Consider the following 20,312-nt stretch of genomic DNA (forward strand, 5'->3'; position numbering starts at 1 on the left):
AGAAGCAGATCTACTTAGGAGGTTTAAATATATGAAAATATTAGTCGTAGGAGCAGGTGCAGTTGGCGGTTATTTTGGCGGACGCCTTGTTGAAAAAGGGGAGGATGTTACATTTCTCGTTCGGGAGAAAAGAAAACAGCAGCTTGACCGTGAAGGATTGATGATTGAGAGTATTCATGGGGATCTGAGTCTAAAACCTAAAACACTATTATCAGGAGAAAAGGCTGAACCGTTCGATGTCATTATCCTTTCAACGAAGGCTTATCATTTGGATGGCGGCATTGAAAGTATCCAGCCTTATGCCGGAGATCAAACAATGGTCCTCCCATTGCTTAATGGGATTGCCCATATTGAAAAGCTTGTTGAGGTGTTCGGGGAGGATCGGGTTATTGGAGGTTTATGCTTTATTGAAACTACCCTTGACAACTCCGGAAAAGTTTTGCAAAAAAGTCAAGCCCATGACCTTGTATTCGGGGAAAGAAATGGCGAGAAAACAGAACGTATTATAAAACTGCAGGATGCCTTATCTGGAACTCAAGCAAACTTTCGATTATCCGAAAATATCATGCAGGAAATGTGGCATAAATATTTATTTATCACAACTGCATCAGGAGTTACTTCCCTATTCCGTTCGCCAAGCGGCCCTATTTGCGAACAGGAGCTTGGTCTTAACACAATCGAAAAGGTTCTTAAGGAGACAGTCAGCATCATGAGAGCCATTAACGCACCTGTCGCTGAGAAGATTGAAGAAGTTCAGTTATCTCAACTACAGAGACTTAGCTATGAATTTAAGTCATCCTTACAAAGAGATATGGAAAAGGGGCTCCCAATTGAAGCAGATCATTTTTTCGGTTACTTATTAAAACGTGCACAAGCCACAAATATTCAAGCACCAACATTAGAAATCATTTATGCAAATCTGAAAATCTATGAATCTAGCATTTAGTAAGGTAATGCCGCCCTTTGAAGGGTGGCATCTTTTCGTTTATATAATAACTGCTTGGACTTTTCGAGCGCCTTTTCCACTCTAAATGTCCATCCGGCTTCTCTGCTTGGACTTTTCAAGAGCCTCTTTCACTCTAAATGTCCGTCCTGCATTTCTGCTTGGACTTTTCAAGAGCCTCTTTCACCCAAAATGTCCGTCCTGCATTTCTGCTTGGACTTTTTAAGAACCACTCCATCTCAAAATGTCCGTCCAGCATTTTTGGCTAGAATGAAATCATCCTAAAATGCTTAAAAAAAACCTGAATCCCTTAAAAAAATTAAGGGATCAGGTTTTTTAATTATTTATTTCCTTGGTTCGAATTGTAGAAAAATTTAGCCGTAATGGAGCCATCGTTATTTTCAACAATATCGGTTACATGGATTCCGGAATCACCAGGTGCTGAGTTTTGGCCCTTCCAGAAGTAATAGGATCCTGTATGAACCTTACCTGAAACAGGTGTTAGCTTACTTCCCGTTTTGAAGAAGTCGCCCACATCTCCGCGATTTACATTTTTCTCGAGATCATATTTTCCGTCAGCTTGAAGGACAGAGAGACCATAATGTGTCACAACTGTTCCATCACTTGCCGTTTCAGACTGGTTGTACTGGAAGCGCTTGTTCATCCAGTTTTCCACATTGTTCGGACGGAAGCCTGCCGTTTGATAAAGGTTAATGATATTTTCATCCACATGCCATGCAACTAATCCGTGAGCATTTTGACCTTGGCGAATTAACCCTTTATTAAACCCGTCCTGCTGGACATTTTCAAATAGGAAGTATTCTGTTCCATTTGAGCCAGGGACTGTCATTTTAATAATTCCATTTTCAGCTGAAGCTTGATTAATTGGTGGGAGGGTAATTTCCTGTACCCCATCTTCTGGCTTGATTTCAATTGGATTTGCCCAGCCTAAGAAAATTTTTGAGAATGGGTCAAAATGGGTTGGAGAATTCCCAGAATAAGCAGCATTGTCTGGATAGCGCATCCATGAACCGCCTGCCATCATGGAGTAGTTTCCAACTCCCTCAGATGAATAGGCCGTGTCATAGAAATCAGGCAATCCTAGAGCATGACCGAATTCATGTGCATACACCCCTGTTTGTGCTGGGAATGGGCCTGTTTTCTTAGATTCATCATATCTACCAGAAGCTGTATCAAATCCTGCAACATTTCCGCCTATCGCCGGCTGAATATTGTAGTTGTTTACGATGACGCCATCATAAGTCATGTCCTCAGCAATTGTTTTGTTAATCCAATCCCCTTGGCTCATGCCTGCGTGGACATCTGCAGGTTTACCAGTTTCATAGTATTTTCCGTAATATAAAGCACTAAGAATATTCCATTTATGAGACCAAATTTGTGCCGGATCTCTACTGAATTCTGCTCCTGTTCCTTCATGTACGATGAAGACAGTCGGAACTTCCCCGTTTTCAGCATACTGGGAAAAATCCACTTGCTCATCTACTGTCTTCAGTAAATCACGAACAAATTCACCCATATGGGCATCCCCATTTTCATTCCCAAGGACATATTTGCCACTTTCAGCATAATTCCCCTGTTGGTCTAAATAGTAGGAAGCCCCCTTCGGCATTTCAACCCACACAAATTCTGTATTTTCTTTACGGACAAGATTTACTTTGCCATTACTTGATTCCTTATAAACATTTTGCATCGTTCGATCAGTCGGAGCCTTTTCCCCATTAAACTCAGCATACTGTTTAAATTGATCAAGCTCATATGGATTATATTCCGTTCCAAAAATTAAATCTTCATAATAGTGAGCAGGGACTTGTCCAGGCATATCCCCGACAGGCTCGTCACCATCTTTATATTTTGCTAGAATGACTAGAACAGGAATATCTCCATCTGCATTTCTGTAAGCAACATGATTATTCCCAGCTTGCTGAAACTTCGTCCCATGCTTGGCTGCTTTTTCAGCAGGGTCGACTTTTGAAAGATCGAGTCCAAGTCTTTTTGCCTGCTCTGCAAGTTCAGGTGAAGCTCCTACATAATGAGCTAAATTAAGATTATATGTACTCTTCTCTTTCGTGGTTACATCTTTATTGACCCCCGCTGAAAAAACAGTACTTCCAATTAATGTTAGAGCTAATGCAGAACTAGATAAGACTTTTAACAAAGACACCACTCCTTTAAAATATTTCTATTTCCTAAATAAATCATACGAAATAGTCTATATTTTCTGAATAAGGATTTGGTACCTTTTATTAGGAAAATAAATAGTTAAAAATACTTATTTCGATTGACTTAATAAATTAATATAAGTGCCTCCTATTTTTGCCAATGTTTGTATATAATTAATAAAGTATTCAAAAGGAGGCAGCTTTTATGTGGGGACTTATCATTTCACAACTCATCATTATAATCATTTTCAGCTTAATAGGCTGGGCCATTCGCTATAAGAAAGCTTACTATCTTATTTCTGGATTCTCCTCTCGTACAGAAGAAGAAAAGCAGCAGCTAATTACAAATCGTTTACCACAGAAAACTGGGAGCCTAATATTGATTACTGCCGTTGTCATGGTTCTTCTACTTCCGCTTTCCTTTACTTCCTTTAAATATGCAATTGAAGCTCAATTTGGAAGCATGCTATTTTTATTAATGGGCGGACTCATTTATTTATCAAAGTATGAAACACAAAGTAAGAGAAAGCGAAGCTATATCATTAGCACTGTGCTTTTTGTAGCCGTAATTGGCTCTATAATTGCTCTCACCGTTTATACCTATCAAGGCTATGAACTTAAGGTTCATGATGATCGTTTTGAAATTACGGGCATGTATGGGGATGAATGGAGAACGACTGATATTAAACGGATTGAATTAATGGATATAATGCCTGAAGTTACATTAAGAACGAACGGTGTTGGGCTGCCAACACTATCAAAAGGCCATTTTAAAATTAAGGACTATGGCAGCAGCCTTCTCTTTATTCAAAAAGGCTCTTCGCCATATATCTATATTGAAATGGAGAAAAGGAAAATCTTTATCAATGATAAAGATCCTGACAAAACGAAATTATGGTATGAGGAATTGAAGGAAAAGTCTGGCTCACCTCTTTAGAGTTTTATTGTTTGCATGATTTATTATGTAAGTTGCTGAATAATGCACAGCAAATCCTTCAAGGTAAAAAGGTCATCATTCCAAATGGGAACGATGACCTTTTTTCAATCATTTATTTGATTAAAATATTTGTGCCTGCTAAATCTGATTGACCTAGGTAGGTTGCGTAGGCATAAATGTTGTAATACCCCGCTGGAAGTTTAGTTCCATCTGCAAGTATTCCATCCCATTCGAATGTTGTGTAGCCGGCCTTTACATCCTTGTAAAGTGCAATGTCACCTAAATATTTTAATGTCGTACCGTCCTTATTCGATTCATAGACAAATAATTCAACTTCCTCTGCTCCACCCGGGAAATAGCCTTCAATTTCAATTTTCCCATCGCTAGTCTGACCCGCTCCAAGATATTGCACACGAGGATAATTTGGCTCTTTTACAAACAGAATTGTTGGTAAATCAAGCGTTTCTGAACCATTGCTGATTGTGATGGTGCCTTCATAATAGCCTGGTGCAAGGACTCCTGCATCAACCTGTATATTTAAATTAACATTTTGAGATTGACCAGGATTGACTTTTAAGTTGTTGCTTGTTGATACTTTTATGGCATCCGTTCCCATGTTCACTACGAAACTATAAGTCTGGCGTTCTGATGATAGGTTTTTAATTGTAAAGTGCTGCTTTTCCACTTGCTTCCCTTTATCTTTATAGAAAGTTCCAAAAGAGTGGCTTCCAGGAGTCACAAGTGTTTTTGTTTGAATCGCATCTAAAACCTGGATGCTTCCAGCCCCCTGCGTATTATGCGGATAAGCTTGGCCAGTAGCAGGATTTATAAGATTCTCAGCCGTATTCATTAGTGCTGCCTTCACATTAGCAACACTCCAATTCGGGTTTGCTTGCAAAATCAGTGCTGCAGCACCGGCAACATGAGGAGATGCCATGCTCGTTCCCTGCTTTGCTCCATAGCCATGTGGGTTAGATGGATCATGAGTCGGAACCGTACTTACAATATTCACACCAGGTGCAGAAACATCTGGCTTAATCATCCAAGTACTAATAACAGGGCCGCGTGAAGAAAAATCTGCGACTGTTTCACCAACTTGATTGGAAAATGCAATGTTGAAAGTAACTTGGTTATTTCCTTTTTCTAATTCACTTAATAATTTGGCACCATCTTCGGCAGTTGTTCTAATCGTAGGAATTGCCGTGCCAGGCACCACTACAATTTCACCAGCTACGTTATTATAAATAATCGCAGCAACTGCACCTGCATCCTTTGCAGCTGATGCTTTATCAACAAACGCGATACCAGCTCCGCGGCTGATAAGGGCTACTTTTCCATTTACATCTTCCTTAGCAATTTCTTCAGGAGAACCAAATCCAACATGTACAAACTCCAATGTTTGTCCGCTAAGGTCAGTTAAAGCTTCATCGTTTGGAAAGCCCATTACTTTTGCTGAAGGGTAATCTACACCCTCAGATGTGAAGATAGAAGAATCATATACATTATACGGAAGCTGTGTAGCCCCTACAGAAATGGCATCGCGAGCCCCTCCTGGTGAACCAACCGTCCAGTTATTCGGACCGCTGTTTCCATTGGATGTAACGGCAACAACGCCTTCAGCCATTGCCCAGTCCAATGCAATGCTTGTTGCATAATCTGGATCATTTAAAGAGTTTCCTAGTGATAGGTTCATAACGTCTGCGCCATCTTGAACTGCCTTTTCAATTCCAGCAATAACGTTTGCCGTTGTTCCGCGCCCGCCTGGACCTAATACACGATAAGCAAGTAAAGTAGCATCAGGAGCTACACCTTTAATATAGCCATTTGCCGCTACTGTCCCTGCAACATGCGAACCATGAGTGGTTGCATCACCTCTAGGATCGCCAGCTGGTGTTTCTTGTGGATCATTATCATTATCAACTAAATCCCAGCCTTTATAGCTGCCAAAAGCATTTGCTAAATCTGGATGAGTATAATCAACCCCTGTATCGATAACCGCTACGGTTACACCTTTCCCTGTATATCCTGATTCCCAAGCCTTGTTGGCACCAATATAAGGTGCACTATCGAGCATATTTGGGCTGTACTCCTCAGAGGAAATTACTTCCCCTTCTCCTAAGCTAGTTGCCTGATATTCGACATCTGGGTAAACTGCCTTTACTCCAGGCACGGATAATAAAGCGGGAATTTCATTTTCTGCCAGTTCAACAGAAAAGCCTGAGAATACATAATCATATTCGCGAATGACTAGGGAGCTTTTTGCCGCATTGCTAACATTTGATTTTACTTGATTACGAGTGTTAGCAAGATTTGCCTTGGTTTGGCTCTTTCCTTTATGCTTTGCTTCCACTAAGGATGACTCTGTTAATTCGACAATAACACTTGTTCTGTTCGATGAGGAAAAATTAAACTCTCCGACTAATTGCGCTAGCTGAGCAGCTGATTTGCTTTCCGCTTTACTAGCAGCACCTACACCCATTGGTGAAAATGCTAATAATAGTACTAGTGCCAATAGAAAAGCTTTCATATTCTTCTTTAACATTGATCCTTTCATCTCCTTTGATGTTGGTTGTGTTGCCTCTTTACAAGACACACCTCCAGTACCCTATTATGTATAACATTGGAAACATTCTGTATCCCTCAATGATAACCCTTGAGTCCTTCATCCTAACTTCGATAGGTCATTAGAATTATTTTTCAAAAAAAAAACGGTGGCAGGCACCCTTGGTGGACAGTTTATGAAAAAGTGTCTATTTGGGGTGCATTGCACTCTTAAGGGAATACCTTTTGTTTAATCTGAATACATTTTCATGTAAGGCAACGATGAATAATTTCTAAAGGGGCGGAAAACATGCCGATTTATAATCATCAAATTGAAGTAAATGCACCTATTCGGACTGTATGGGATTTTGTGAGTCATATTAATAACTGGGCTCCACTTGTACCCGGGTATATTGAACATCAGATTCTCAGTGATAAAGAGTCCACATGGTGCTTTAAAAGTGATATTGGTTTCATGAAGAAGAAAATTGAGTTAAAGGTTGATATTACAGGCTGGGAAGAGCCTTCTAAAGTGACATTTAACTTAAAGGGGCTAAATGAAAAATTTACGGGCCACGGATATTTTTTAGCGGAGCAAAAAGGTAACGCGAAAGTGATTATGACAGGCTGCCTTGATATTACAGCCGAAGGAATACTGGCAAAGGTCGCAAACTCGATATTAACAACCTCGCTTCCTGAAACAACTTCAGAACTGACTGAAGCTGTAGCTGCCAAAATTGAGGAACATGCTTACAATTAGAGAACAACCCGAAAATACGTAAATAATCAAGCACAAACAAAAGCAGGAGCACTCTCACAAAGAGAATGCCCCTGTCTTTTATTTTTCTAATACATTACTTTTTTCTAAGAACTCCATCATACGCTCCACTAGGCCATCAGCCAATGGCAAATCAGGATTTGTGTATGTTGCGCTATTACCTTCTGGGTCCTTAGGCGAATCCTTAAGGACATGGTTCATTCCTTCTATGATAAATAGCTCGGAATCTGGTTTGGCTGCATGCAATGCCTCAGCTTCCTTAACAGGAACTTGAAGATCGTGTGTACCGTTTATGATGAAAACAGGGCACTCCAATTTTTTCAATTGTTCCTGAGGATTATACTGGAGCCATGAAATGATGTATGGCTGAATAGATGGACGGAATAAGAATTGCAATTCTGTACTGACAGATTTAACTATTTCGCCATGCTTTAATTTATCCAAAATGTTCTTTGATTCCTTCAGCTGGTTTGCTGGCAGCTGAGCTTCTAGCTGTTCAAGCAGCACTTGATCAATTTGTCTGCCTGCACCTGCAATTGAAATATACACATCCGCATCCGTTTTTCCAGCTGCTGTCATTCCAATTAAAGACCCTTCGCTATGACCGATAATGCCAACCTTTGAGAAACGCTTATCCCCTTTTGCGAACTGAACCCAAGATTCTACATCTTGTATAAAATGATCAAAACGCCCATCTTCTTCTTTTCCTCCGAGGCTTGCATTCTGACCTATTCCTCTTTTATCATAGCGAATACTCGCAACTCCATTTGCCGCTAAGTCTTTAGCCAACATTTTTAAACTATTATTCTTTCCTGGTAATATTGTTGTGTTTCCATTCTTATCAGTCGGACCTGAGCCTGCAATAATAATCATAATAGGAAATGGCCCCTCACCTTGAGGAGTGGTCAATAATCCATTCATCGTTCCATCCTTTATTTCCATCTGGACAGGTTCGCCAACTTCTTTAGACTCTTCGCCAGTTCCCTTAGTTAATTCAAATGGAAAAGACTGACCCTGCTGCTTAAATGTGCCTGCAATCTTCTCATTCTCTACTTTACCATCAAATGTTATATGCTGCCCTTGAAGCTCCATAGCCAATGACAAGCTTGCATCAGTTAATTTCACTTTGGCAAATGGTTTTTTGTCCAACCCTTGAGCTGGAATGCTTAAAGTGCCGCCATCCGTTGAAAACTCTAATTGAATAGGCAGCGGCTGATTCGGAATTTGTATTACACCTTCCCATACTCCCTCAATGCTTTCCAATGAACTTCCCCCTTTTTCACTTGCAACTTCCTCTTTTTTATTTCCCTTGCTGCAGCCCAACAATAATAAGCTGACACTTAACATCACAAATAGAAGATATGATAATTTCTTCAAAGTTAACCCTCCTACATTTATTAGCTAACCGAAAAGGAAATGAACAAAATGATAGCAAGCGGTCCAAATAAGATGATATAACCAATCGGATTAGCAAAATTTAAAGTCCAGCCAATCCCAAAACGCTTTTCAATAAAGATGGAAGGGTCATTTTTATTAAAATAAATGAGCCCCCCCTTCCAATATCGATCTTCATCAAAATCGGAAATACCATCCCCAGACTTGATATCAGTCTTTTCGCCTGCTGTTCCAACTTTAAGTGCAAAAAGGACAGAGCTGATCAGGATGACAAATACGAATATGAGGGGAATTGCCATTAATAAAGTGCCATCGGCTAAATTAGGATGAATCATTTGTAATTGCAAAAAGGAAAAAAGCAACGTAATAAGAATATTGGTCAAAAACATAAACCAGCTCGAATATTTTCTAAGCGTGAGCTGACGAATTCTGGAGGCTTCAGTCCTTGTGGCACTTAATTTAATGCCAGACCGCTTTGTCATTTCATTAATACTTAAAAACATTACTTGCATGGTTAACATGATTAGCGGCAATGAGATGGCGGAAAAAGGATTTTTTCCTGTAAACGCATCAGGCTTGCCATTTGGTCCCCAGTGAGTAGGGATTTGCTCAGGAAGCAATCTGTACTTTAAAATTGAATAACCAATAATCCCAATAGTAACAACCATTGGCAGTAAGTATAGATACCAAGGAAGCATTTCATCTTTTGAGCGGACGGATAAATCCGTCACTTTTAATTGTTTTAAGTTTTCTCCCCACCCCATCTGTTTCTTACACTGGATGGTTTTTGCATGAAAGTAAAAATAAAGCGCAATACTTACAAAAATTAGACTAAATTGAATGACTAGTGGCAGCAATAATAAATTGGAGTGGACTGAATCCCCATTCGGCACCAATACAAGATAAATGGCTACCCCAATTAGACCAAAGATCAAAATGAGCCATGCATATATTTTTTTATAAGAAATTAACTTGGCATCCCGATCATATTCATCCGGAATGAAAACACCAAATACAATATTTCGTTTAACTAAAAATGGAGTTGCCATTTGGATAGCTACTAAAAAAACAATAATGATTAAAAAAAGTAAGAAATCCATTTGATCCTCTTCCTTTCTGTATCAATGGGTCATGACTCCCCTTTTAAATCCGAAACAATGGTTTCCACAAGTTTTTGAATTTGTTCTTTTTCTAGACCCAAAACTAATGCTTCTGCTATTAACGGTTTAAAACCTTTTAAGAGCTGATCGGTCACTTCAATTGTTACGACCGGAGAATTAATAACGGCACCTGATTTAGGGATAATGTGAATGATGCCCTTCTTCTCTAATTCATGGTAGCTTTTGTTCACTGTATGCATATTAACGCCCAAATCAGCGGCAAAGGCACGCACAGAAGGCAATGAATCACCAGGATTCAAATATCCCCTCGCTATTCCCTCCATAATTTGGTTCGTTAACTGGGTATAGATCGGAACATCAGATTGGGGCTCAATAACAATGATCAACCCTATCTCCTCCATTCTGTTCTATACAAACTATAACAAACTTGTTATAGTTTGTATAGAACAAAAAAAATAAAAACCCCATTTCTGGAGTTTATTAATATAGCTAATTTCTTTTGGGTTACTTTGTATAACGATTGGCATAACTAGAGGCTACGAAAGCGTCAGGCTTTATTTTTGGCTCTACTCCCATTGATTCCATTCTTGAAACCATCTCTTTTACAAATTCCCGTGTTTTATTTCTTTGTCCAATCCCAATATCAAGATGACCTTCCATTGTAAATGTAGCTCCGTGGTAAAGATAAGGAAGGACTAGATCAATGATTTCATTCTTCTTCTCATGTGTAAAAAGGGCTACTACCTGTTCCGTCAGTGAGGTTTCATACGAGATTCTTTCATGCAAATGAAGCATTTTTCTAGGAATAATATGTTTCCTAATACAGGCCCAAGCTCCTTTTCCTTCATTTTGGATCACAATTCCCGTAATAAAAATCGTCCGATCACAATGAACCTGTGAATCCGTCCCGACCATTAATCGGTAATGACCACATGGACTCCTATTAATGAACTTAAGAATTCTTGTAAAAACCATATCAAATGTTAAATTTCGTTCTTGTAAATTTTGAAACGTGAAGTTTTCACCCTGATCATATATCACCTTTTATCACCACATTATGTTAGGAGTGAAGTTAGATTACAAATGGCTTTGTCTCTGTTCCAAAACGAATGGCTAACAACTACTGTACAACCCGCGTATATTATCATTATATTTAAATCGTTTATCCAGGTTTCCCCATTTTTTAAGTTTTCCCACAATAATTTCAAATTAAACCTTAACTGCTTGGAACGATGAGCATCTTTTTATTGGTTTCATTAATGAGTATGCTAATATGAGGGAAAATATCATTGAGGTGGTCATTTATGAAAATTCAAGTTTGGTCAGATTTTGTTTGTCCGTTTTGTTATATTGGGAAACGCAGATTGGAACAGGCACTTGACCAATTTCCCCATAAGGATCAAGTCGAGGTTGAATTCAAAAGCTTTGAGTTAGATCCAAACTCTCCTAAATATAACGGCAAAAGCATTCACGAAATCCTTGCCGGGAAATATGGAATGAGTATTGAACAAGCTAAACAGGCAAATGAAGGAGTCGGACAACAAGCAGCGAGCGTAGGATTGGATTTTCGTTTTGATGAAATGAAGCATGGCAATACGTTTGATGCCCATCGACTGGCAAAGTTTGCAAAGGAGAATGGAAAAGAACCAGAACTAACTGAAAAGCTCCTTCACGCTTATTTTACAGATTCAAAGAACATAGGGGATGAAGAGGTACTGGCTGACATTGCTGAATCAGCCGGACTCGAGCGTGATCAAGCTTTGAAAATTGTTCAGGATAAAACTGCCTTTGCTAATGATGTACGGATTGATGAGGCAATTGCCCAGCAGTATGGCATTAAAGGAGTACCATATTTTATCATTAATAATAAATATGCAATTTCAGGTGCCCAAGCCCCTGAAACGTTTGCGGGTGCCCTTCAAAAGGTTTGGGAAGAAGAATCTGCTGCTCCTGCTTTCCAGGACCTTTCTGCAGAAGGCATGGAAGATGCTAGCTGTACGGACGAGAGCTGCGGAATTCCGGATAAAAAAGAATAATTACTTTAAGAAAACTTTATCAAGGTGTTTTCTGCTTTCCATTCAAAAACATTTACATTAAACTCCCTATGTTGGGGTTTTCCAACTCTTGATAAAAAAATCAGGCACCTCCTTGGGGTGCCTGACTTCCTTTTATGTTACAGGGTCCTAATAATAGTCTGCGGTGTTTTTTCCAACAATCCGTAAACCAGAAAAGGATCGAACAGTCATAATAATCGTTGCCAAAACAACAAATAAAGTAGAAATAAAAAAATGTTTGTTTTTTTGTCTAATTGTAAAACTTGCCTCTTACCCTTCCAATACAACTTCTTTAGGTTTGTTATCCTCGCGTAAATAAGGTGTAATGGTTTTCTTTTTAATATGATAGAGGATTAGAGCTATGATGCTAAGTCCGCAGACTGCCAGTAATATCCAAACAGGCATCTTTTCAAGAGCGAAACCAAAGATGATAAAGCCAAGCGGAGTCATGGCGCTTGCACCTGTTTCAAGGAGAGACATGACTCGTCCTCGGTATTCATCTGGTGTGCTCTTTTGGAGAAGAACCATGATGGGCATATTGATCAGCATAATAAAAGTAGACAGCAGGAAAACCATGATGACTAAATAAGGAAAGAAAAGTGTATTTGAGATATGCGTCATACCTGGAACGTTCGGCAATCCCAATAAAATTAGAACGGTCGACATAGCGATCAACCCGCCAAAAATGCTAAGTTCCTTTCTTTTGATCTCTGGCCGGGTTGATAGAATAATAGCCATCACCATCATGCCGACTGAGAAGGTTCCTTCGATAATGCCAAGCTGAATGGACTCCATCTTTCGAATGGTGAGAACTAGATACGGGATGGCAACTGGAAACACCGCAAACCAGAAATTAAGCCAGATACAAATCATAATTAAATTCTTAATAAAGGGTTGATTCTTAACGTAGATAAATCCTAATTTCAAATCTGTTAACACAGAGTTACCATTAATTTCCTCCCTTTTTTCTGCAAATAAATCATATTGAATGAAAACACTTGCCAATCCCGAAATCGTAAAAGTAATAATATTAATTATCATGAAAGTAGTTATGTTAAAGAGTCCGAAGAATATACCACCAAGGACAGGTCCTAGGACTGCGGAAAGGGAAGCGGCTGCCTGATTTAAGGACATCGCCTTTTGCAAGTAATCTGGGCCAACCATGTTGTAGATCGCTGATGTGACAGCATTGGAGTAAAATGTGTTGAGGATACTAAGGACAGCTGTTGCTAAATATAGGACCCAAATTTCCGGATAAAGAAAGGTAAATATGAAAAAGACAATCACGAGCCAAATAGCACAGGCAAAATCAGATGTTATAATCATCATCTTCCTATTCAAGCGATCGCTCAATGTACCAGCAATCGGGGAGAGCACTATTCTCGGTAAAGCACTTAAAAGCAGCGTAATAGCAAAGTTAAGGCTTGAACCAGTTTTTGCTAAAATATACAATCCGATTGCAAAGCCATAAATCGATGAGCCTAGAACAGCTGTCATTTTACCGATTAGAAACAGGATAAGATTCTTTTGTATCGATCCTGCCATTTAATTCTCCTCCTCATCCATTAGCTTTTCAAACTGACAGGAAATTTGATAAGGTGTGCGCTCTTTATCACTTTTAACTGTTTTCTTTAAATATTTTAATATGAGTTGGTCCCAATCTGCTTCAAATTCTTTCAACTCTTTGTCTGTAAGTGATAAACTTGATCCCCTCGTACGTATCTTTTTTTCCTGAATAGGAGCATTCTCGTCAATTAACTTAAAATGGGTTGCTTTTGAGCGGTAATATTTCTCGATAATTCCCCTATTCTCCTTCGTTTCCGCAATTTCAAGGATTCCACCATGATAAAGCTGCTGAATGTGATAATGAATACTGCCGGCTGTTTTTCCCATTTCATCTGCCACCTGCTTTGCCGTCATTGGACGTTCGTCAAGCAAGTAAATAATTTTCACTCTTAATGGACTTGAAATTAATTTTTGCTGTTCTAGATTGATTTCCATCATTTTTTGTTGAGAATCCAATTTTCCTTACCACCCTAATTTTTTTGATCGATTTAAATTTATTATATGTTCTAAACTTTTAGAACTCAACAAAAAATTAGAATAAGTTTCCATTTCCTTAAATTCTGATTGAATGTAGAAATAGCTTTAAATAATGAACTCAATCTCTCTTGAACCATTTTTAGAAATTGTTCATAATTCAAATATTCTATTTACGCAAATTAAATGACTTAGCTCACAATCTAAACAGTGAACTAAGTCTTTATTGTTTTTCGTGGACAAAAGGGATGGTTAACCTTAAGCCATATTTAATACAAGCATATCCTTGTGTCATGAACTTCTACTAATCGAAAGAGTTCTGATAATATCCCCTCAACTGCATGTTAAATGTTATATTTTACATAGATTAGTGATGACGGCTCATTAGGAGTGGAGAAATGGAAATAGAAAAAATCCTCAAGACAAAGGAAAAAAATCGTATTTTTATATTAGGAATTGATGGGTTAGGCGGATCAGGGAAAACAACCTTTACGAGTTCCCTAGAAAAAGACCTTCGGAACAAAGGTATGAAAATTTCGGTATTGCACATAGATGATTTTATTCACCCCAAATCCGTTCGCTACAACGATGCAATTAGTGATTGGGAATGTTATTACCATTTACAGTGGAGATATGGTTACCTTATAAGCGAAATTTTGTCCCCCATTCAAATGGGGCATCCGATTAATAAACAAATTGAGTTATATGACAAAGAAAAGGATGAATATTTGCTGAATCATTTAAAAATAGATTTGGACACCATTTTGATTATTGAAGGGGTTTTTTTACAGCGAGAGGAAGTAAGGCCTTTTCTGGATTATGTGATATATATTGATGTTCCTAAGGAGGACAGATTAAAAAGGGTTCTAAAAAGGGACCTATATATCGGAGATGAGACTGCTATCTTAACAAAATATGAAAAACGCTATTTTCCTGCAGAGGACCAATATGTTTCAAAGTGTGATCCAGCAAAAAATGCTGACTGGACCATCACTCTTTAAAAGCCATTTCCTAAAAAAAGAGACCAATTTTCAAAAATGGATTGGTCTCTAAGTACTAATTTCATTGCTCTTCGTCATGAAGATAAGTAAATTCGTATATTAAGTTTTTATCTTTTAAAGTGATTGACACTATCTCCATTCCATTGCCAGAAACAAATGTGGTTGTTGCCTCCTTAGACGATTCCCTTTTCCAATGCCCTTCTGAAATTTTGTCTAAATATTGATGATACGCGCTAAAAGAAGCTTCTTCCCAATAATATAATTCTTCGCTCGGTGAAAGGGAAATGGGTTCCAGCCCGACTGGAAATATCATTGCTCCATAGCCATGTTTCACATATATTGGTTGTTCAGACTGTTTTGGGGGTTTTCCTTCAATTCTCAACGTAGCCATCGCTTGGAAAATTTCAGCATGTTCAAGCTTCGGATAATCAAAACTAAAATGAACAAAGTTCTGATTTTCCATTGGAACAAAGAAGTGATATCTAATCGCTGTATCCATCATTTTCACATGCTCAATATTCAAGGTTGTTGGGTATGGGAAATTCTCTAGTTCTTCTTTGACAAACATCGGTAAAGAAGCAGTTATCCTTTTCATTTCCTCCTCATCAACAATCGAAGCCTCTCCCACTTTAGCAGAAGAATCTTTTGAATATAAATCCCAAGTATTGGATGACTGCACGATGTAAACGTCTTTAAGCCCCCAGCTGAATGGATTTTCTATCTGTTCTTTAGCATTTCTAGGCTCAGCAGTATGCGGTCCTGTCCCATCTGATATTACTTTCCAAATAACCCCTCCACAAATAAGCATAAACACACATGATGCTAAAATGGCTGTCCATTGGTAATTTTTCTTTGGGAAACGGTTAACAGATGGATTCTTTATTGATTGCCTAAGTCTAACTCTTAAAGCATCCTTCTCCATTTGGGTTGGCATTAGATTTTTCAATTGCTTCCATTGATCGTCATACTGATTGCTCAACATGCTCACCACCTTCATTCATTTTTTTAAGATCCTGCAATGCCCTTGACAATGTTTTCCGCACCTTAGCCTCAGACCAATTTAATATTTCCGCCGTTTCGATTGTTGAAAAGCCTTCTATCTTCCTTAATATAATGACAAGCCGATAATTTGACTTTAAACGATAGATTGCCTCCATCAGGTTCAGCACGGTTTCTTTATTTTCCACATATTGCTCAACATTAAAGGCAGAAGGCACCTCTCTTCCTTGAGAAATAGAATTAAAAAGCCTCCTGCGCTGCCGTTTGCGAATTTCATCGATGACAATATGCTTGGCAATACTAAGCAGCCATGTTTTAATGCTGGAACGGTTGTCAAAACGTTCAAAGGCCGTATACGCCCGAACGAATGTATCATGAACAAAATCCTCACAGCTTTGCTTATCTTGAATCATATACAATATAAATCGGTAAACATCTTCATAATATAATTCATACCACTCCATTACGAGTTCTTCCCGATTCTTATTCAAGTTCTTCCTCACCCGCCTTTTTCACTTGCTATATATCAGTCGTATTAGGTAAAGAAATGTGACAGTATTTATCTATATTTTCTAATAAAGGTAATTTTCCCTCTTAAGATTGCTGAATGAACGAAAAAGACAAAGGGCATTTTATTTCATCCCATTGTCTTATCTTCTATATGATTGTTTTCGTTAACGCAAATTTTAAGATAAGCATCAAAATAACAACAATGCTTGTATTTATCCAGTGAATGCGTATTCTATCATTTATAATTTCCAACATTCCCATTGAAAGCAATTTCCAAAACCTTGGAGAATGGATCCGCTTTTTTCTTGAAATTTGTGCCTGTTCTGCTGCAGCTCTCTTTTTATTCTCATGCCTTGCCCAAAGCAAAATGATGATAATATCTAAAACGGGTACCAAAGGAGGAAAGATTAAAAAGAGTCTAAAGAGGGATACTATATAGTTACCAATTAAATATATTAGCAAAATATGGAAAAAATTTTTCGGCAGAGATAAGATATGTGACGGAGTATGATCCTGCAACGAAAGCTGTTTTGATAATTGTTCCCTATGAGTAAAAAAAAGGCATTCCTCCTTTACGAGGAACATATTAAAATATAAACTTCCATATTAGAATAATCGAAATCGCTTCAGGGCTGGCAGGATAGAGTACAATACTATAGCATGTTTAACAAATAGTTATTCTTTACTCTTAGCAGGCTCTACATCTTCGATTTTCAGAGTTTTCATTGCTTGAAAAATTTTCTCATGTTCAATCTTGGGATAATCAAATGTAAAGTGAGCAAATTCCTCATTTTCTATTGGAATGAAGAAATGAAACCGCTGAATTGTATCCCTTATTTTCAAATGCTCAATAATCATGTGGGTTGGGTATGGAAACCTTTGTAATTCTACATTTTCTTCAATTGTTATAGCAGAAGTAATTTGATTCATCTCCTCTTCTGTTACAACATCAATGTTCCCAACTTTACTGGAAGGAATTTCCGAATGGATTTCCCAGCCATTTGATAACTTCTCTATATAAACATCCTGTAGCTCCCAGGTAAATTTATTGTTCATCCCAATCGGCTGTTCCCCAGCATTTCTACGCTCAGCAGTACGAGGTTGAGTACTTTCGGAAATTACTTTCCAAATAAACCCGCTGCAAATTAGGACGAACAGGCAAGTGGAAATGAGTGCCTTCCATTTGTAACTTCTTTTTGGAGAACGAATAATTGGTTGATTATTTAGTGTTTGTAAAAGCCTCACTCTTAAAGCATTTTTCTCATTGTTTGTTGGTCGAAAATGTTTCAATTGCTTCCATTGGTCATTAGATTGATTGTTCAAATTGTTCACCACCTTCTATGTCATGCATTTTTTTTAATAACTTCAATGCCCTAGACAGTGTTTTTCGGACTTTAGCCTCAGACCAATTTAGTATTTCCGCCGTTTCAATTGTTGAAAAGCCTTCTATCTTTCTTAGAATAATGACAAGCCGATAATTTGACTTTAAACGATTGATGGCCTCCATCAGGTTCAGTACTATTTCTTTATTTTCCACATATTGCTCAACATTAAAAGCAGAAGGTATTTCACTCCCTTTAGAAATGGAATTAAAAAGCCTCCAGCGCTGCCGTTTGCGTATTTCATCGATGACAACATGTTTGGCAATACTAAACAGCCATGTTTTAATGCTCGAACGGTTGTCAAAATGTTCAAAGGCCGTATACGCCCGAACGAATGTATCATGAACAAAATCCTCACAGCTTTGTTTATCTTGGATCATAAACAATATAAATCGATAGACATCTTCATAATATATTTCATACCACTCCATCACGAGCTCTTCCCGATTTCTGTTCAATTTCTTCCTCACCCGCCTTTTTTATCAGTATATTAATCTGTCGTTCTAATAAGATAAACGTGACAGTGTTTTTTTATGATGTTGTAATGGGATACACTATACATGAAACTTAATGGCTTGAGTTTTTGATGGATAACTTGAAAAACGCGTTCCATGAACGTTCATGATGCCTAATTAGGGGGTTTTACAATTCAAATTGAAACCTTTCCATATGACCAATCGTAAATAAACATAATAACTCCTATGAAAGAAGTGATTGTGTGAGCAATGTCATTCTCTTTTCACTTATTGCAGGATTAGCTTCTGCACTAGTGCTGATCCCTTTCTCAAAAAACAAAAAAATAGATGGTAAAAAGTCAAACTCAGCAGCACTTATTACAGCCATTGTTCTTATCATTATAATTGTCTTTTCCTTCTATTATATTACCAATCTCGATCGCAACCTGACGTCCTTGTGGTTTTTTGCCATTATCGTTACTCTTTGTGGAGCGTTGTTTGCTTCGGGCAAGGAAAGAATGATCAAAGGCCTGCTATTTCTAGCTAGTCTAATAGTCGGAGGGTTTTTCTTAACTGCCTTCCTCTTCAATGCTGATGAAAAATATGAAATTGCCAAAATGAAGGAAAAAATGGAGATTGAGACATTTGATGAAAATGAAACTCCAGCAAGTGTACCGCCTCAATTTGCAAGAAATAAAATGAAGAAAGCTTTCGGACAAGTGCCTAATACGAGCTATTATGAGCTTGGAAACTTGCAAATTCAAAAGGTGAATGGGAATTATGTGTATATTGCTCCGGTTGAGTTTTCCGGATTATTCAAATGGATCAATGGGAAACAAACTCCAGGGTATTTTACCATTAGTGCTACTGACTCTTCTGCAAATCCTAAATTTATTCAGACTGAAATGATTTACACTCCTTCTTCATATTTTAATAAAAATCTTGAACGCCATATTCGGATGCAGTACCCGAAGCATATTTTTTACGGCGAAGCCCAATTAGAGATTGATGATGAGGGAAAACCACATTATATCCGCACATTTGGTGAATTTGTTTCAGCCCGTAATGGTTTTGATGTTAAAGGAATTATCATGGTGGATCCTAAAAATGGCGATACGGAGGAATATCGCTTAGCGAACGTGCCGGCATTTATTGATGGTGCGGTTTCTCCAGAGGCCGTCAGCTTACAAAATAGCTATTTCGGAAATTATGTTCACGGATTCTGGAATAGTGTATTTGGCAAAAGGGATGTAAAGCTTCCTTCAGATGAAGGCACTGAAGCAAATGTTAGTCCCATCTTTGATGAAAAAGGCGATATGTATTACTTTACCGATTTTACGAGTCCGAAAGAAGGTGTGGATTCGATGCTTGGGTATTCCCTGACCAACTCAAGAACCGGTGAAGCGACTTATTATACTGGTAATCTTGAAGAATCCTACATGGACTCCCAAGGTGCTTTACAAATCATTGAGAAGAAATTTATAGAAAAGAAATGGGATGGTGAGATGCCTGTCCTGTATAACTTCTATGGAGAAGCAAGCTGGCTTACGCCAGTGCTCGATTCTAACGGATTTTTACAAAATTACTTTATTGTTTCAGCAGCTAATCCGGAAATTTCCGTGTATGGAAATACGCCAAACGAAGCCTTAAAGCTGTACAAAACAGCTCTCCAGAGAGGCGGCGGCACTGTAGACGGAAGCTCTAAGGCCGAGGAAAAACAAGTAAACGGAACCGTAGTACGGGTTTATAAAGAGAAGACTGGAGATTTCACGATTGTGTCATTCCTCCTAGATAACAGAAAAAACTACGTAATTTCTTCAGAGAGCAGCCCAATGGCTATTTATCTCCAGGAAGGTGACATAGTAAGGGTAATTTACTTGGATACGGGTGAAGACTTCTCCCCTGCAAAGGAAATATTAATTGAAGGGTTAGAGTAAAAAGTTTAAAAAACACGATGGAGATCTAATATAGAGCTT

The 20,312-nt window shown here is 38.2% G+C and carries 19 protein-coding genes; 6 read left to right on the forward strand and 13 right to left on the reverse strand.

The window, feature by feature from the left end; translation table 11 throughout:
• The first annotated feature begins 31 nt into the window (after positions 1 to 31).
• Complete coding sequence (locus tag V7127_RS00305; protein WP_335482827.1) at positions 32 to 946, forward strand: ketopantoate reductase family protein; 915 nt, start codon at positions 32 to 34, stop codon at positions 944 to 946.
• A 337-nt stretch (positions 947 to 1,283) separates the two neighbouring features.
• Here V7127_RS00305 and V7127_RS00310 read toward each other — a convergent pair whose 3' ends face one another.
• On the reverse strand, positions 1,284 to 3,119 hold the full coding sequence (locus tag V7127_RS00310; RefSeq protein WP_335482829.1) for a M6 family metalloprotease domain-containing protein: 1,836 nt from the start codon (positions 3,117 to 3,119) through the stop codon (positions 1,284 to 1,286).
• A 209-nt stretch (positions 3,120 to 3,328) separates the two neighbouring features.
• Here V7127_RS00310 and V7127_RS00315 point away from each other — a divergent pair, with 209 nt between their 5' ends.
• Complete coding sequence (locus V7127_RS00315; protein ID WP_335482831.1) at positions 3,329 to 4,060, forward strand: DUF3784 domain-containing protein; 732 nt, start codon at positions 3,329 to 3,331, stop codon at positions 4,058 to 4,060.
• A gap of 112 nt (positions 4,061 to 4,172) precedes the next feature.
• Here the strand turns inward: V7127_RS00315 and V7127_RS00320 are convergent, their stop codons facing one another.
• Positions 4,173 to 6,602: a S8 family peptidase gene (locus V7127_RS00320; protein WP_335482833.1), complete on the reverse strand. Its 2,430-nt coding sequence runs from the start codon at positions 6,600 to 6,602 to the stop codon at positions 4,173 to 4,175.
• 309 nt (positions 6,603 to 6,911) lie between these two features.
• Here V7127_RS00320 and V7127_RS00325 point away from each other — a divergent pair, with 309 nt between their 5' ends.
• On the forward strand, positions 6,912 to 7,361 hold the full coding sequence (locus V7127_RS00325) for a CoxG family protein (protein ID WP_335482835.1): 450 nt from the start codon (positions 6,912 to 6,914) through the stop codon (positions 7,359 to 7,361).
• 78 nt (positions 7,362 to 7,439) lie between these two features.
• On the opposite strand, the gene V7127_RS00330 is transcribed toward V7127_RS00325, so the two are convergent.
• From V7127_RS00330 to V7127_RS00345, 4 genes are all read right to left on the reverse strand, one after another.
• Entirely contained in the window at positions 7,440 to 8,756 is a 1,317-nt protein-coding gene (locus V7127_RS00330) for an alpha/beta hydrolase family protein (protein ID WP_335482837.1), read from the reverse strand.
• A gap of 20 nt (positions 8,757 to 8,776) precedes the next feature.
• Entirely contained in the window at positions 8,777 to 9,874 is a 1,098-nt protein-coding gene (locus V7127_RS00335) for a DUF1648 domain-containing protein (RefSeq protein ID WP_335482839.1), read from the reverse strand.
• Between the two features lie 29 nt (positions 9,875 to 9,903).
• On the reverse strand, positions 9,904 to 10,281 hold the full coding sequence (locus tag V7127_RS00340; protein ID WP_335482841.1) for a GntR family transcriptional regulator: 378 nt from the start codon (positions 10,279 to 10,281) through the stop codon (positions 9,904 to 9,906).
• A 118-nt stretch (positions 10,282 to 10,399) separates the two neighbouring features.
• Positions 10,400 to 10,870 (reverse strand): ribonuclease H-like YkuK family protein, encoded by a 471-nt coding sequence (locus V7127_RS00345; protein WP_335482918.1) that lies wholly within the window; start codon positions 10,868 to 10,870, stop codon positions 10,400 to 10,402.
• Positions 10,871 to 11,199: 329 nt separating this feature from the next.
• On the opposite strand from V7127_RS00345, the gene V7127_RS00350 reads away from it, so the two are divergent.
• Positions 11,200 to 11,931: a DsbA family oxidoreductase gene (locus tag V7127_RS00350; RefSeq protein ID WP_335482843.1), complete on the forward strand. Its 732-nt coding sequence runs from the start codon at positions 11,200 to 11,202 to the stop codon at positions 11,929 to 11,931.
• A 288-nt stretch (positions 11,932 to 12,219) separates the two neighbouring features.
• Here the strand turns inward: V7127_RS00350 and V7127_RS00355 are convergent, their stop codons facing one another.
• Together V7127_RS00355 and V7127_RS00360 are read right to left on the reverse strand one after the other, a co-directional pair.
• Entirely contained in the window at positions 12,220 to 13,494 is a 1,275-nt protein-coding gene (locus tag V7127_RS00355; RefSeq protein WP_335482845.1) for an MFS transporter, read from the reverse strand.
• Positions 13,495 to 13,971: an ArsR/SmtB family transcription factor gene (locus V7127_RS00360; RefSeq protein ID WP_335482847.1), complete on the reverse strand. Its 477-nt coding sequence runs from the start codon at positions 13,969 to 13,971 to the stop codon at positions 13,495 to 13,497.
• A gap of 416 nt (positions 13,972 to 14,387) precedes the next feature.
• Between V7127_RS00360 and V7127_RS00365 the strand changes: the two genes are divergently transcribed.
• Positions 14,388 to 14,990: an AAA family ATPase gene (locus V7127_RS00365; RefSeq protein WP_335482849.1), complete on the forward strand. Its 603-nt coding sequence runs from the start codon at positions 14,388 to 14,390 to the stop codon at positions 14,988 to 14,990.
• A 61-nt stretch (positions 14,991 to 15,051) separates the two neighbouring features.
• Here V7127_RS00365 and V7127_RS00370 read toward each other — a convergent pair whose 3' ends face one another.
• From V7127_RS00370 to V7127_RS00390, 5 genes are all read right to left on the reverse strand, one after another.
• Positions 15,052 to 15,972 (reverse strand): hypothetical protein, encoded by a 921-nt coding sequence (locus V7127_RS00370; protein WP_335482851.1) that lies wholly within the window; start codon positions 15,970 to 15,972, stop codon positions 15,052 to 15,054.
• Positions 15,953 to 16,480: an RNA polymerase sigma factor gene (locus V7127_RS00375; RefSeq protein WP_335346282.1), complete on the reverse strand. Its 528-nt coding sequence runs from the start codon at positions 16,478 to 16,480 to the stop codon at positions 15,953 to 15,955. The genes V7127_RS00370 and V7127_RS00375 overlap by 20 nt, the downstream gene beginning before the upstream one ends.
• Positions 16,481 to 16,646: 166 nt before the next feature.
• A complete protein-coding gene (locus tag V7127_RS00380) occupies positions 16,647 to 17,018 on the reverse strand; it encodes a hypothetical protein (protein WP_335482853.1) in 372 nt (123 codons plus the stop codon).
• A 156-nt stretch (positions 17,019 to 17,174) separates the two neighbouring features.
• Positions 17,175 to 17,822 carry a hypothetical protein gene (locus tag V7127_RS00385; protein WP_335482855.1) on the reverse strand — a complete coding sequence of 216 codons (648 nt, stop codon included), beginning with the start codon at positions 17,820 to 17,822 and terminating at the stop codon, positions 17,175 to 17,177.
• Positions 17,806 to 18,339, reverse strand: coding sequence for an RNA polymerase sigma factor (locus V7127_RS00390; RefSeq protein ID WP_335482856.1), 534 nt, complete (start codon positions 18,337 to 18,339; stop codon positions 17,806 to 17,808). Before V7127_RS00390 ends, V7127_RS00385 begins: the two co-directional genes overlap by 17 nt.
• 260 nt (positions 18,340 to 18,599) lie before the next feature.
• Here V7127_RS00390 and V7127_RS00395 point away from each other — a divergent pair, with 260 nt between their 5' ends.
• Positions 18,600 to 20,273: a hypothetical protein gene (locus V7127_RS00395; protein ID WP_335482858.1), complete on the forward strand. Its 1,674-nt coding sequence runs from the start codon at positions 18,600 to 18,602 to the stop codon at positions 20,271 to 20,273.
• The last annotated feature ends 39 nt before the right edge of the window (positions 20,274 to 20,312 follow it).

Source organism: Bacillus sp. JJ1773 (assembly GCF_036962035.1).
GTDB lineage: Bacteria > Bacillota > Bacilli > Bacillales > Cytobacillaceae > Cytobacillus.

What these genes read in the sequence shown, in the direction of transcription:
- V7127_RS00355 (WP_335482845.1), bottom strand. Translation starts at nt 13,494, where the DNA reads ATGGCAGGATCGATACAAAAGAATCTTATCCTGTTTCTAATCGGTAAA.
- V7127_RS00335 (WP_335482839.1), bottom strand. Translation starts at nt 9,874, where the DNA reads ATGGATTTCTTACTTTTTTTAATCATTATTGTTTTTTTAGTAGCTATC.
- V7127_RS00305 (WP_335482827.1), top strand. Translation starts at nt 32, where the DNA reads ATGAAAATATTAGTCGTAGGAGCAGGTGCAGTTGGCGGTTATTTTGGC.
- V7127_RS00350 (WP_335482843.1), top strand. Translation starts at nt 11,200, where the DNA reads ATGAAAATTCAAGTTTGGTCAGATTTTGTTTGTCCGTTTTGTTATATT.
- V7127_RS00370 (WP_335482851.1), bottom strand. Translation starts at nt 15,972, where the DNA reads ATGTTGAGCAATCAGTATGACGATCAATGGAAGCAATTGAAAAATCTA.
- V7127_RS00365 (WP_335482849.1), top strand. Translation starts at nt 14,388, where the DNA reads ATGGAAATAGAAAAAATCCTCAAGACAAAGGAAAAAAATCGTATTTTT.
- V7127_RS00325 (WP_335482835.1), top strand. Translation starts at nt 6,912, where the DNA reads ATGCCGATTTATAATCATCAAATTGAAGTAAATGCACCTATTCGGACT.
- V7127_RS00315 (WP_335482831.1), top strand. Translation starts at nt 3,329, where the DNA reads ATGTGGGGACTTATCATTTCACAACTCATCATTATAATCATTTTCAGC.
- V7127_RS00345 (WP_335482918.1), bottom strand. Translation starts at nt 10,870, where the DNA reads ATGGTTTTTACAAGAATTCTTAAGTTCATTAATAGGAGTCCATGTGGT.
- V7127_RS00320 (WP_335482833.1), bottom strand. Translation starts at nt 6,602, where the DNA reads ATGTTAAAGAAGAATATGAAAGCTTTTCTATTGGCACTAGTACTATTA.